Annotated in this window: 7 protein-coding genes; all 7 read left to right on the plus strand. The window is 62.8% G+C overall.

The features are described from left to right. Positions 1-88: 88 nt before the first annotated feature. Positions 89-1,501: a TolC family outer membrane protein gene (locus J4D28_RS24930; protein WP_009049900.1), complete on the plus strand. Its 1,413-nt coding sequence runs from the start codon at positions 89-91 to the stop codon at positions 1,499-1,501. A gap of 132 nt (positions 1,502-1,633) precedes the next feature. Further along, positions 1,634-3,772, plus strand: coding sequence for a type I secretion system permease/ATPase (locus J4D28_RS24935; protein WP_053269516.1), 2,139 nt, complete (start codon positions 1,634-1,636; stop codon positions 3,770-3,772). A gap of 92 nt (positions 3,773-3,864) precedes the next feature. Beyond that, on the plus strand, positions 3,865-5,280 hold the full coding sequence (locus tag J4D28_RS24940; protein ID WP_053269515.1) for an HlyD family type I secretion periplasmic adaptor subunit: 1,416 nt from the start codon (positions 3,865-3,867) through the stop codon (positions 5,278-5,280). A 21-nt stretch (positions 5,281-5,301) separates the two neighbouring features. Next, entirely contained in the window at positions 5,302-5,754 is a 453-nt protein-coding gene (locus J4D28_RS24945; protein ID WP_028682028.1) for a hypothetical protein, read from the plus strand. Positions 5,755-5,882: 128 nt separating this feature from the next. Continuing rightward, complete coding sequence (locus tag J4D28_RS24950; RefSeq protein WP_041988200.1) at positions 5,883-6,389, plus strand: DUF5625 family protein; 507 nt, start codon at positions 5,883-5,885, stop codon at positions 6,387-6,389. 33 nt (positions 6,390-6,422) lie between these two features. Further along, positions 6,423-12,935 carry a S8 family serine peptidase gene (locus tag J4D28_RS24955; protein WP_103331634.1) on the plus strand — a complete coding sequence of 2,171 codons (6,513 nt, stop codon included), beginning with the start codon at positions 6,423-6,425 and terminating at the stop codon, positions 12,933-12,935. 287 nt (positions 12,936-13,222) lie between these two features. After that, the coding region (locus J4D28_RS24960; RefSeq protein WP_207246467.1) for a ShlB/FhaC/HecB family hemolysin secretion/activation protein at positions 13,223-14,467 on the plus strand (1,245 nt) is incomplete at its 3' end.

Raw genomic sequence — 14,467 nt, forward strand, 5'->3', positions numbered from 1 at the left:
TCGCTTGTGACAGCCTTGGCCACGGCGTAGGATGCGCGCCCTGATCAGCCTGGCTGAACCGTTTTACCCGAATGCGACATGGATTGTTATGACCCACTCCCCCCGTTTTTTCTCGCCATTGCTCATCCTGGCACTGGTGACGATCCCGGCTTTCGCCGATCCAGGTGCCCAGCGCGCCGAGCTGCTGCAGGTTTACCGCCAGGCCGTCGAGCATGACGCCCAGCTGTCCGCGGCGCGCCACGAGTACCAGGCCCAGCGCGAAAGCATCCCCCAGGCCCGGGCCGGGTTACTGCCCACGCTCAATGCCGGCAGCACCGTGGAATCGGTGCGTCTGGAACGGGACGAGCCGGGCCTGACCCGCACCCGCAGCACCACGGTGTTCCAGGCCAATCTCAACCAGCCGCTGTTTCGTGCCGATCGCTGGTTTCAACTGGAAGCCGCCCATGCCAGCACCGCCCAGGCCGAACTTGAATTGGGCGCGAAGGAGCAGGGGCTGGTGCTGACCACGGCCCAGGCCTATTTCGAAACCTTGCGCGCCCTGGACCTGCTCGCCGCCTCCAAGGCTGAGGAAGCGGCGCTCAAGCGTCAGCAGCAACAGGCCCAGGCCCGCCTGGAGAATGGCGCCTCGAGCATCACCGATGTGCTCGACGCCCAGGCCGCCCATGACAACGCCGGCGCCAATCGCAAACTCGCCGAGCGCAAGGTCGACGATGCCTTCGAGGCCTTGTCCCGCTTGACCCGCCAGGACTATTCGACGATCGAGGGTATTCAGCATCAACTGCCGGTGGAACTGCCGGTGCCCAACGATGCCAACGAATGGGTCAGCCGCGCGGTGCGCCAGAACCTGGCGTTGCAGGCCAGCAGCTACGCGGTGATTGCCGCCGAACAGACCAACCGCCAGCGCAAGGCCGGTTATGCGCCGACCGTCGATGCCGTGGCGTCCTGGCGCAAAGGTGAAAACGACAGCTTCGGCTACAGCAACCCCACCGACTTCGGGCGGGATGGCTATCGAGGCAATGTCACGCAAAGCAGCATCGGCCTGGAGTTGAATATTCCGCTGTACTCCGGCGGCATGACCCGTTCCCAGGTGCGCGAAGCGACCGAGCGGCTGGCCCAGAGTGAAGACGAGCGCGAGGACCGCCGTCGCGAAGTGGTGCAGAACACGCGTAATTTCTACCGCGCGGTGAATTCCGATATCGAGCAGGTCATTGCCCGCCGGCAGACGATTCGTTCCGGCCAGGCTTCGGTCAAGGCCAACCAGGTCGGGCGCGACCTGGGCTCGCGCAACACCGCGGATGTGCTCAATGCCCAGCGCCAGCTGTACAGCGCGGTGCGTGAGTACAACAACGCGCGCTACGACTACATCATCGACACCCTCAAGCTCAAGCAGGCGGCGGGAACCCTGAGCCCGAAAGACCTGAGCGACCTGGCGATGTACCTGACGAAAGACTACGACGCCGACCGGGATTTCCTGCCACCGCAGGAGCGCAAAGCGCTCTGACGGGGGATTCATACAGTCGAGTGAAATAAATCTCAATCGATGATGTCGTATTGATACTAATTATTTCATTCTTGATGTAACATCTTGAAATATTAGGACTTTACGGCCGCAACGCGGCATGCATGGAAGCTTATGAGCGAACAAGGAAGGGGCGCCGAGTCGCCCACGCCAGACACTGGCCTGGTCTGTCTGGTGATGCTGGCCCGGTTTCATTCGGTGGCGGCATCCGCCGAGCAATTGGCCCACGAATTCGCTCCAGAGAACCAGCCGTTCACCCAGCGCGAACTGCTGCTCGCCGCCCGCAAGCTGGGGCTCAAGGCCAAGTCGGTCAGCACTTCCATCTCCCGCCTGGAGCGCACGCCATTGCCGGCGATCGCGGCCGATGGCGACGGCACATTCTTCATCATTGCCAAGCTCGACCAAGGCCAGGCGCTGATCCAGGACCCGCGTTCGGACCGGCCGGAGGTCATTTCCTTCGAGGCCCTGGCCGCGCGCTGGACCGGCGAGCTGGTGCTGCTGCGCTCCGAGGCCGGGTTGCCGGGGGAAACCTCGCGGTTCGACTTCACCTGGTTCATTCCCGCCATCGTCAAATACCGCAAGTTGCTCGGCGAAGTGCTGCTGGTGTCCTTTGCCCTGCAGCTGTTTGCCCTGGTGACGCCGTTGTTTTTCCAGGTGGTGATGGACAAGGTGCTGGTGCACCACGGGCTGACCACCCTGGATGTCATCGCCGCGGGGTTGCTGGGCATCATGCTGTTCGAATCGGCCTTGAGCGGTTTGCGCAGCTACGTGTTCGCCCATACCGCCAGCCGGATCGACGTGGAACTGGGCTCGCGCCTGTTCCGTCATCTGATCAACCTGCCGCTGGCGTATTTCCAGGCGCGCCGGGTCGGCGATTCGGTGGCCAGGGTGCGTGAGCTGGAAAACATCCGCAGCTTCCTGACCGGCAACGCCATTACCTTGTTGCTGGACGTGCTGTTCTCGCTGGTGTTCATCCTGGTGATGTTCTACTACAGCGGCTGGCTGACCCTGGTGGTGCTGTTGTCGCTGCCGCTGTACGTGCTGGTCTCGCTGTTTGTCACCCCGCTGCTGCGCGCCCGCTTGCAGGACAGTTTCACCCGCGGCGCGGAGAACCAGGCGTTCCTGGTGGAGACGGTGAACGGCATCGACACGGTGAAATCCATGGCCGTCGAGCCCCAGGCGATTCGCAAGTGGGACAACCAGATGGCCGCTTATGTGGCTGCCGGGTTCAAGACCCAGACCTTGTCCACCATCGCCAACGAAAGCGTGTCACTGATCGGCAAGCTGGTGACTGTGGCGACCCTCTGGCTGGGCGCGCGGCTGGTGATCGACGGGCAGCTTTCGGTGGGCGAACTGATCGCCTTCAACATGCTGGCCGGCCGGGTCAGCGGCCCGATCATACGCCTGGCGCAGTTGTGGACCAGCTTCCAGCAGACCGGCGTTTCCGTGCAGCGCCTGGGCGATATCCTCAATACCCGCACCGAGCTGTCCCAGGCCACCCGCAGCGCCTTGCCGCCCCTCAGGGGGCAGATCGAATTCGACCAGGTGCATTTCCGTTATCGCGCCGACGGCTCGGAGATCCTGCGCGGGATCAACCTACAGATCGCCGCCGGCGAAGTGATCGGCGTAGTGGGGCGTTCCGGCTCGGGTAAAAGCACGCTGACCCGCCTGCTCCAGCGCCTGTACGTGCCCGAGCGTGGGCGAGTGCTGGTGGACGGCATGGACCTGGCGCTGGCGGACGTTTCCTCCCTGCGGCGGCAGATCGGCGTGGTGTTGCAGGACAACATGCTGTTCAACCGCAGCATCCGGGAAAACATCGCCCTGAGCGATCCGGGCGCGCCGCTGGAAACGGTGATGCATGCCGCCAGCATGGCCGGGGCCCACGAGTTCATCCTGGAACTGCCCGAAGGCTACGACACCATGGTCGGGGAGCATGGCACCTCGCTGTCCGGCGGCCAGCGGCAACGCATCGCCATCGCCCGGGCCCTGATCGGCAACCCACGGATCCTGATTTTCGACGAGGCCACCAGTGCGCTGGACTACGAGTCCGAACGGATCATCCAGCAGAACATGCAAAGCATCTGCGCCGGGCGCACGGTGATCATCATTGCTCACCGGTTGTCGGCGGTACGCGATGCCAATCGCATCCTGGTGGTCGACCGCGGGCAGATCGTCGAGCAGGGCAACCATGCCGAACTGCTGGCGCACCAGGCCGGCCACTATTCGCGCCTGCACCGTATGCAGCAGGGCTGAGCGCCGCCCGATTCACAGGTTATTTGTTCGGCCGCCGCCCCCGCCGCAGGGGGCGGGGCTGGATGCCATCCGGATTCAAGGACCGATTGCCCATGAGCGCCACTCCTTCGTTATTGCAGCGCTACCGTGACGCCTGGCAACACGCCTGGCGCCAGCGCAAAAGCATGGACAGCGTGCAACGCCTGCCCCATGAGGCGCAGTTCCTGCCCGCCGCCCTGGAGTTGCAGGACACCCCTGTGCACCCGGCGCCGCGGATCTTTGTCTGGAGCATCCTCGGTTTTGCCGTGCTGGCCTTGCTGTGGGCCTGTCTCGGCAAGATCGAAGTGGTGGCGGTCGCGCCGGGCAAGATCGTGCCCAATGGCAAGACCAAGCTGATTCAATCCAGCGAAACCGCGGTGGTCAGGGCGATCCATGTCAGCGACGGCCAGGCGGTGAAAGTCGGCGAGCTGCTGGTGGAACTCGACCCGACGGCGGCGGATGCCGACGTCAGGCGGATTCAGAGCGAGCTGCTGGCGGCGCGGGTCGACAGCGCTCGGGGCGCGGCGATGCTCGATGCGATCAACCAGCAACAGCCGCCGGCGTCATTGATCGGCGCGATTGCCAATGCCAACCCGGAGCAGGTGCTCAGCGCCCAGCGCTGGTTACAGGGGCAGTATCAGGAGTACCGCAGCAACCTGGAGCTGGTGGACGCGGAAATCCTCCAGCGCAGTGCCGAAATCCAGTCGGCCCAGGCCCAGGTGGCCAGTTTGCGGCAAACCGTGCCGATCGCCACGCAATTGGCCGAGGACTACCGGCGGCTGCTGGAGCAACAGTACGTGGCGCGCCACGAGTACCTGGAAAAGGAACAGGCGCGCCTCGACCTGCTGCGCCAGCTGAGCGTGCAGCAGGCCAGTGTCTTGCAGTCCACCGCGGCCCAGGCTGAGGCGCGGCGCCGGCGCGAAGGCGTGGTCGCGCAGAACCGCCGGGCCATGCTCGACCTGCAACAGGAAGCCAACCAGAAAGCCGCGAGCCTGGTCCAGGAACTGGCCAAGGCCCGTTACCAGGAAACCCTGACCAGTCTCAAGGCTCCGGTGGACGGCACCGTCCAGCAACTGGCGATCCACACCGTCGGCGGCGTGGTTACCCCGGCCCAGCCGCTGATGGTCATAGTCCCCGCCGACCAACCGGTCGAAGTGGAAGCGATGCTGGAAAACAAGGACGTGGGCTTCGTCCGCGCCGGCCAGCCGGTCACGGTCAAGGTGGAAACCTTCACCTTCACCAAATACGGCACCGTCGACGGCGAAGTGCTCAGCGTCTCGAACGACGCCATCGAGGACGAAAAACGCGGGCTGATCTACAGCAGCCGCATTCGCCTGAAGTCCGACCACCTGATGGTCAACGGCCAACGCGTGGCGCTGTCGCCGGGCATGTCGATCACCGCGGAAGTGAAGACCGACCAGCGCCGGGTGATCGACTACTTCCTGAGCCCGTTGCAACAGCATGTGGATGAGAGTTTGCGAGAGCGTTGAGTGTTGCCGGAAAGGGGGAGCATGCGAGTGATACGTTGGTTGAAGTTTGTACTGGCAGCGATCGGTTTGTTCACTGTACTGAAGCATGGCGTGATCCTGTTGATCGGCATGATTGATGATCCCGATGATCTGTATACCCAGGTCTATCCCTCACCGAGTGGACGTTACAGCGCCGCCCTTGTTTCTCGCTCGGGAGGCGGGGCGATAGCGCCGTTCTGTTCTGATGAGGTGCTTGTATTCAACAGCCTGCTGGATGTGGAAGAGGCGATTAACAGTAATAGCTACCAGGTTTATTTGGGTGAGTGCGACAGTTTTCTTGATCATGCCCCCTCACCGAAAGTGCAGTGGGTTTCCGACTCCGAGTTGCGCGTTGGTTTTGCGTTGGGGGGAGCGCGGATGTTTAGTCGTAACGTGAACTTGCGCGGGACGGATGCGTCGGGAAATGTGCAGGTCAGGTTTGCGGGTTATCGTTGAGAAGTTGGCTTTATATAAAGTTGGCCACAAAGAATAAGTTGGTAAGTTTTCGGGTTTGGCTTTGGTTAATAACGATATCGCTCAAATGTGATTTTGTTTTCTGATGGATGAGAAGGATGGGGTGAGTCATGCACGGACTGATAAGCGTCTTGCGTAACGGGATTCTAGGGGGTGTATGTTTTTTGCTGGCCGCCTGTTCCGCACCGGTATGGGTGGTCAAACCCATTGATATTTCACAGGCCGAACAAAGAGTCACAGCAGACTTTGTAGTCAGCAAGTCGGCTGACTATAGATTCGCTTTGCTGTTTGTTCAGGGAAACACCCTGGCTGAAATGAACAGCCGGGAAGAAATCTGGGGCACCAGCCACAAGGAAGGTGTCGCGATTCCTGTGCATCTGCGGGTCTTGAAAGATGGAACACCGGTGTTTGACGGGAACATAGTGACCACGGGTATCAACTGGGGTCAGACGTTTGATTACCAGGGGCGGCGAATCAACACGGCGGTGCGTTTGATCAAGACATTGGAATTGTCGCCTGGGAAATATTCGGTCGAAGTCGGCACTCTTGGGGAAGTACAGGAATTTCGCAGTATCGAGAGCTATGTAGAGTTTAGTTATTACAATCCCAAGCATTGAAGCGTTTTTGTAAGCTGGTAAAGGAAGCAACGTATGGAAAGGAAGTACAGTGTAACTTACAAGGTTGCACGGGCTGGTGCGGAATATGTCTATCAGCAGGACAAGGGCGATCATAAGACCGGTGATTCCCACTCTTCCACCGGTGGGCATATGTGGTATGCCCTGAACGATGGAACAGGCCCCGGAGAGAGTTATGGGTTCGAGTCAAAGTTTGATCAGATGCATGGTGAAGGGCAAGTCTCGAGGAACGATAATCTCGGTTATAAAGAGACGGCGTACGAAGTCAGCTTTAATCTGACAGAGGACCAATACAATAAGCTCAAGGCGTTTTCCAAAGATCCCGCGTCAGGCGGATTCGATGCTACGCGTTATAGACTGCTGACCAATAGCTGTGTGGACTTTGTATATGCTTCCTTGCAAGCCATCGGTTATAATGACAAGAAGTTTGAAGGCGCTCTTTTTCCGGCGGATAACATCGAACCGGTCAAGAGTCTTCTGCATACTTATGGTGCACAAATCATTCGTGACGACTTGACGCGTCACGGCGAATATTATGAAGCAAAAGATGGTCAGCAATGTTTATGGCTTGGCGTGGGTGATGTCTCTACTGCCCCTCAGACACCCGGCCTGGTCAACATCGACATCAACCCATCCCCACAACCCCAGCAACACATCCAGGGCGAAAGCAAAGCCCAGCAGGACGTCGCCAACGGCTTCATTCAGAACTCGGCGACCAACAGCATCTTTGCCGTCGGCGGCATTCTCAGCAAAACCGATTTCACCTCGACCCAGATGGCCAGCCTGGCCTCGGGTGGCATTCGCCCGGGCGAAATGCAGCTCGACCCCAATGCGCGTCCCAACACCTACCTGACCCAGTTCTACCAGCCGTCCAGCCCGAACAAGCCGGACTTCAGCCTGCGTAATGCGGTAACGCTGAACGGCCTGTCGGCCATGACCACCTTCAACACCTACGTTGACCCGCTGCTGCTGGACCTGACCGGCAACGGCGTGCACATGACCGACATCCGTGACGGCGTGCTGTTCGACACCGACCACAGTGGCACGCTCAAGCGCAGCGGCTGGGCGGATCGCAGCACCGGCATGCTGGTGATCGACGATGGCAGCGGCCAGATCAAGGACGTCAGCCAGATGTTCTCCGAGTACTACGGCGGCAAGGCCGGGGTGAACGGCGCGGCGGGCGAGACGAAATTCAAGGACGGTTTCGCGGCACTGGCCAGCGAGGACGCGAACAAGGATGGCGTGATCGATCAACGCGATCCGATCTGGAGCAAGCTGCGGGTCTGGGTCGACGGCACCCATGACGCGAAAGTCGATGCCGGCGAACTCAAGACCCTGGCCGAGCTGGGCATCACCCAGATCAACGTGCGGGCGGCGGCGTCCACTCAAACCGAAGTGCGTGACGGTAACCGGGTGCTCGCCACCGGTTCGTTCACCATCAATGGCAAGAACCAGGAAGCGCTGGCGGTGGATTTCCTCGGTGACCCGGTCAGCAACACCCTGACTGCCCTGGGCGCGGGTACCAAGGTGACCTCGACCACCAATGGCATCACCACCACCGCCTATGCCAGCCAGAGCACCACCGGCGAAACCCTGGACGCGGCGCAGCTGGGCGTGGGCAACTTGTATGGCGGCAGCGGCAACGACACGCTGATTGCCGCGCCGGCCGGTGGCTGGCTGGTGGGTGGCGGCGGCAGCAACACCTATGTCGGTGGCAAGGGCGACGACGTCTTTGTGATCAGCGCCTCGGACGATCCGAAAAAAATCCACGGCAATGGCGGCCACGACACGGCGATCATCGTTGGCGACAAAGGCGTGGTGCTGAACATGGCCCAGGCCGGCCTGACCATTGCCCAGGGCGGCAGCGGCGACGACACGATCATGAGCGGCGGCACCGGCAGTGCCTTCATCAAGGGCGGCTCCGGCAATTCGACCCTGGTGGGCGGGGCGGGCAGCGACGTGCTGGTCGGTGGCAGCGGCCACAACACCATCATCGGCGGCAGCGGCAAGGCGGTGATCTACGCCGGGCCCCAAGGCGACGTGATCTACGCCGCCGAAGGCGGCAGCATCATTCACGCCGGTGGCGGCGCCGACCGGATTTTCGGCGGCGCCGGCAATGACGTGATCGAAGTCGGCCATGGCAACGCGACCATCGACGGCGACGGCGGGATCAACCTGGTGACGCTGCATGGCAACCATGGCGATTACCGCATCACCCGCACTGCCAGCGGCTATGAAGTGGCCGACAAGGTGGCCGGGCGCGACGGCACGGTGACCCTGAAGAATATCCAGAAGCTGAATTTCTCGGATATCTCGGCGGTCGATCTGCAGACCCCCAACGCCATGCCGGTGGCCGACGTGCTGACCCTCGACAAGGACGGCAAGGCCTTCAACCGGACCCAGGCCCACCTGATTTCCGCGCAAAGCCTGCTGGCCAACGATCAACACCTCAACAGCCAGGGCGCGCTGCGCATCGCCAACGTCGGCGACGCGGTCGGCGGCACCGTCAGCCTCACGGCTCAGGGTGACGTGCTCTTCACTCCGGATGCGCGCTACACCGGCCTGCTCAGCTTCAAGTACGGCGTGGTCGATGCCGCCGGCAACCTGTCGGCCTCGGTGGTCGACCTGAGCAGCGGACAGACCGCGCCGATGCGCGCCGGGGTGACTTTGCTGACCCCGGAAGTGCCGCTGGACCCATTGGCGGCCCAGGAGTGGTACCTGAGCGACACCAACGTGCTGCCGGTCTGGCAGGACTACACCGGCAAGGGCGTACGTATTGGCCAGTTCGAGCCGGGCGGCCAGTTCGCTACCGCGCCCGAGATCTTCGATATCGCCCACCCGGACCTGGCTGCCAACGTCGATCAGGCCTGGCTGCAAACCCAACAGAGCAACGGCAGCCTGCCGGGCCTGGTGTCCAACCACGCCACCATGGTGGCGGGCGTGATGGTCGCCGCCAAGAATGGCGCGGGTGGGGTAGGGGTGGCCTATGGCGCGACGCTGGGCGGCTACTACCTGGCCAACAGCGGCGCCGACCTCGCCGGGCTGGGGCACATGGTCAGCTTTGACATCGCCAACAACAGCTGGGGTTTCACCAACGATTTCGCCCTCAGCAGCTTCCAGGACGGTTTCGTCAACACCGCCACGGCGCTGAGCATGAATGCCCAGTACGCCGCAAGTAACGGTCGCGGTGGCCTGGGGACGATCATTGTCGCGGCCGGCGGCAACAGCCGCGCAACCGGCGGCAATGCCCAGGGCTCCTTGACCAACAACAACCGCTTCTCGGTGGAAGTCGGCGCGATCAATGCCCAGGGCGACTTGTCGACCCTGCAGATCGGCTCCTCGCCGTTCTCCAACCCGGGCGCCAGCCTGCTGGTGTCGGCGCCGGGCAGCAACGTGGTGTCCACCAGCCATATGCTGGAAACCGACCGTGGCTCGACCTTCGGCAACGACTACACCAGCATGCAGGGCACCAGCTTCGCCGCGCCGATCGTCTCCGGCATCGTCGCGCTGATGCTCGAGGCCAACCCGAACCTGGGCTATCGCGACGTGCAGCAGATCCTCGCGCTGTCGGCGCGCCAGATCAACGACCCGTCCACGCAGTGGAGCGACAACGCCGCCCACGGCTGGAACGGCGGCGGCATGCACACCAGCAACGACTACGGTTTCGGCGAAGTCGACGCGCGGGCCGCGGTACGCCTGGCCGAAGCCTGGATGACCCAGAGCACCGGGGCCAACGAGTATGTCTACAGCGTCTCCAGTGGCGCCCTGGGCAAGAGCCTGGCGGCGGGGGGCACGCTGACTTCGTCCATTGCGATGAATGCCGGCCTCAATGTCGAACACGTCGAGATCGATTTCGACGCCCAGGTGGGCCGCCTTGGCGACCTGACGCTCAAGCTGATCTCGCCCGACGGCACCCAGAGCATCCTGCTCAACCGCCAGGGCAAGGTGCCGGACGGCATGCCCGGCGCGAGTGCCAGCGATGTCGGCAGTACGCAGTCGGGGTCGTTCAAATACAGCTTCATGACCACCCATGACTTCGGCGAGCGCTCGGCGGGCAACTGGACCTTGCAGGTGAGCGATGCGGCTTCCGGCCAGCCGGTCACGCTCAACGCCTGGTCGCTGCGTTTGTACGGCAGCAAGAGCACCCCGGACGACACCTATTTCTACACCGACGAATACCTCAAGTCGGTGGTCGGGCATGCCAACCGCGCGGTCCTGGACGACGCGGTCAATGGTGTCGCGGGCGGGCGCAATACCCTCAACGCGGCGGCCGTTTCCGGGGATAGCTCGGTCAACCTGTTGACCGGTGTCGCCAGCATCGGTGGCGCGGCGTTGACGGTGAAAAATCCGGCGAGCATTCAGAACATCGTCACCGGCGACGGCAACGATGTGCTGGTCGCTGGCAAGGCCGATGCCTTGCTCGACGGCGGGCGTGGCAACAACAGCCTGACGGGAGGCGCGGGCAAGGACTTCTTCGTGGTCCATCGTCGGGAGGGTGGCAGCGATGTCATCAGCAACTTCGAGGCCGCCCGGGGCGAGATCATCGACCTGGTGGGCTTTGCCGGGAAGAAGTTCACCGACCTGGTGCTCAGCCAGCAAGGCGCGGACGTCAAGATCGACCTGGCCAAGGGCCAGAGCATCGTCCTGAAGAACCAGCTGCTGGCCGGGATCGGCGCGGCGAACTTCAAGTTCCAGGACACCTTTGTCGCCCCGACGGCCTACGTCAACAGCGACGCCTCGGCGGTCCAGCCGCAGGAAGGCCTGGGCACCGTGCTGCTCAACGGCGGCGCTAAGGGCGTGATGTACAGCAGCGATGCCCAGGGCAAGATGGTGGCTTCGTTGAGCGGCACTATCTACAGCCATGACAGCGCGACCTCGGATGTGTTCGTGGTGGCGGCCCAGTCGGGCGTCAAGGACTACAACAACGCCCTGCGCGGCTTCCGCCACGGGATCGACAAGATCGACCTGCGCCAGACCGGAGTGACCGATTTCAGCCAGCTGACCATCGAGCACAAGAACCGCGCCACCCTCAACGGCCTGACGCAGATTCATGGGGTGTACGTGACACGTAACGGCGCCCAGGGCGCTGCCTCGAACGTCAACCTGGTGTACCTGGATGCGCTGGATGTGGCGCAGGTCAGCGCCTCGGACTTCATCTTCGCCGAGCATGCGCCGCAGGTGGTGCCGACCGTTGGCCCGGTGCCTGCGGTGACCGAGCAGCCGACGGTGACTGTGCCAGGTACGCTGACGCCGATTGTCGAGCGCCCTGGCGTGGACCAGCCTACGGTGGTGTCGCCACTGCCGCCGGTTGATCTGCACCCGACCATCAGCGTTCCGGTGGTCGACCCGGTGTTGCGACCTACGGTCACGATCCCGGACATCACCCTGCCGGAACACAAGACGATCGATCAGATCCTGGCCGAGCGTGGCGGCAACCAGGGGCCAACGGTTCCCGAGCACAAGACCCTCGAGCAGATTCTTGCCGAGCGCGGCATAGGTTCGCTGGAGCCTTCGAAGGTGCCGGATATCGGGCCGGTCGGGCGTGATCTGGCGGGACGTACCCCGGTGGATGTGCCGAGCCCGCGACCGATCGTGATCCCTGATATCCCGGTGGTCGATATCGCTCACCGCGACCTGGATATTCCGAGTCGTCCGCGGGTTACCGTGCCGGATATCCCGGTGGTCCAGGACCCTCGGCTCAAGTTCGACGATATCCCTGGAGCGATCGATACCTCGGACTTCTCCTATGCGTCGATCCGCGACCGGATCCGCGTGCGCCCGACACCGACCACCGTGGAGCCGGTAACGAGCTCGTCGCGCGACCCGCTCACGCTGAGCCCGTTGCCGACGGTCGATCCCGCGCCCGTGGCCAGCGATCCCAACACCATGACGGTCAAGGGCTTCTTCGCCAATGTCAGCCTGGGCGACGAGAGCAAGACCATCAACGTCGAGGCTACGGGCGCCAAGCTGGTGGCCGGCAACGGTGACAACAAGGTCAACGTGACGGGCCGCCGGGCCGAGATCACCCTGGGCAATGGCAACAATGTGATTGCCGGCGACATCAACAAGCTCACGGTCGGCCATGGCAACAACAGCATCACCGACAGCGGCTCCTTCGCTACGGTGAAGCTGGGGGATGGCAACAACAAGGTGGTGGTCAGCGGCAGCATGCCCACCGTGGAAGTCGGGCACGGGGTCAACGACCTCGAGTTCAGCGGCAGCATGGGCCAGCTGGTGTTCGGCCAGGACATCAGCCCCGAGCGCTTGTGGTTCCAGCATGAAGGGCCGGACCTGCAGATCTCGGTGATCGGCAGCCAGCAGGAGGTCACGCTGCATAACTGGTACGCCGCAACCCCCGAGCGTCCACGGGACATCATGACCGGCGACCGTCATCGGTTGCTGGGCAACGATGTGGAGAACCTGGTCCAGGCCATGGCGGCGTTCGCGCCGGCAGCACCGGCGACCATGACCTTCGGCGCGGCTGAGCAACAGGCCTTGCAGCCTGTGCTGGCGGCCAACTGGACATGACCGCGCAAGCTTGATCCGGTAACAGGGCCCGCGATGCTTGTCGCGGGCTTGTGCCGCTCTCGTTCGGGAGTGGCATTTTTTTATCCCCCCTGATCCCCCCATTTCCCCATCGGACTTCGTCGGGCTTCCCGATAACCCCGTTGCTCAGCCGACGCGGGTGGCAGGACCTGTCCGAACATTTCATGTCAGGCACAGCTGAATACAGCTCTGTTGACGTCAGAGATAGTGGCCATTTAGTATCGCGGCACCTGAGTGATGTCAAAGCGCTATCGCAAGGAAGCTGAGAATTGTCTGTACTTAAAGTCGGGCTGTTGTTGCTCGCTATCCTCCCTGCTATTTCGCTTGCCGCTCCGACGCCGGGCGAACAGGACCTGATCCGCGAACGCCAGGACCGCCTGCTCGAAGAGCAGCGCCGGCGCCTGGAAGAACTCAAGGACCTGCCCGGCAAAGAGGCGGCCCCCACCGCGCCAACCGCACCTGCCGACACCCGCTGTTTCCCGATCCAGGACATCGAGCTCAAAGGGGCCGACAGCCTGTCCGCCGCCGAGCAGGCGCACCTGCTCAAGCCCTATATCGGTCAGTGCCTGGGCGTCAGCCAGCTCAATGAGCTGCTCAAAGTCATCACCGACTACTACCTGGAGAAGGGCCTGGTGACCAGCCGCGCCTACCTGCCGCAGCAGGACTTGTCCGGCGGCCACTTGAAGGTGCTGGTGGTCGAGGGCCGGCTCGAAGGCTTGAAGGGCGCCGCCGACAGCCAGCTGTCCGAACGTGAGCTGGCCATGGCCTTTCCCGGCCAGGTCGGCGCGCTGGTCAACCTGCGGGAAATCGAACAACTGGTGGACCAGCTCAACCGCCTGCCGTCGAACCAGGCGCAAATGGAGCTGGCTCCCGGTAAAGAAGTCGGTGGCAGCGAAGTGCTGGTCAAGAACACCGCGCAAAAGCCCTGGCGGGCCGGGCTGTCGCGCAGCAACGACGGCCAGCGCAGCACCGGCGAGCAGCAGTGGGGCACCACCTTCGACTGGGACAGCCCGTTGGGGCTGGCCGACCAGCTGATGTTGCGCGGTGGCCACGATGCCATGAGCGACCACCAGCACACTTCCAACAACGCCATGTTCTCTTACAACCTGCCGTGGGGCTGGTGGAACTTCAGTTACACCTACAGCCAGAGCGAGTACCGCTCCCAGGCCCAGGCCAATGGTTTCAGCTTCAAGCAGACCGGCGACAGCCAGAACCACCAACTGCGCGCCGAGCGGGTGATCCTCCGTGATGCGGTGAGCAAAACCTCGCTGAATGCCGGCCTGGCTTACCTGCGCACCAATAACTTTATCGAAGACAGCAAGCTGGCCCTGAGCAGCAATCGCCTCAGCGAAGCCCAGTTCGGCATCAACCACGGCCGGCGTATCGGCGGTGCCTTCGTCAACCTCGACCTGGGCATGCAGCACGGCATCGGTGCCTTCGACGCCCAGGACAATGGCCACCCCGGGCCGGGCGAGCCGAATGCGCGCTACCGCAAATACACCGCCACTCTCAGC

It is taken from the genome of Pseudomonas sp. GW531-T4, assembly GCF_017349615.1.
Lineage (GTDB): Bacteria > Pseudomonadota > Gammaproteobacteria > Pseudomonadales > Pseudomonadaceae > Aquipseudomonas > Aquipseudomonas chlororaphis_I.

Excerpts from the sequence above, each read along its gene's own strand:
- J4D28_RS24930 (WP_009049900.1), top strand. The coding sequence starts at position 89 with ATGACCCACTCCCCCCGTTTTTTCTCGCCATTGCTCATCCTGGCACTG.
- J4D28_RS24935 (WP_053269516.1), top strand. The coding sequence starts at position 1,634 with ATGAGCGAACAAGGAAGGGGCGCCGAGTCGCCCACGCCAGACACTGGC.
- J4D28_RS24940 (WP_053269515.1), top strand. The coding sequence starts at position 3,865 with ATGAGCGCCACTCCTTCGTTATTGCAGCGCTACCGTGACGCCTGGCAA.
- J4D28_RS24945 (WP_028682028.1), top strand. The coding sequence starts at position 5,302 with ATGCGAGTGATACGTTGGTTGAAGTTTGTACTGGCAGCGATCGGTTTG.
- J4D28_RS24950 (WP_041988200.1), top strand. The coding sequence starts at position 5,883 with ATGCACGGACTGATAAGCGTCTTGCGTAACGGGATTCTAGGGGGTGTA.
- J4D28_RS24955 (WP_103331634.1), top strand. The coding sequence starts at position 6,423 with ATGGAAAGGAAGTACAGTGTAACTTACAAGGTTGCACGGGCTGGTGCG.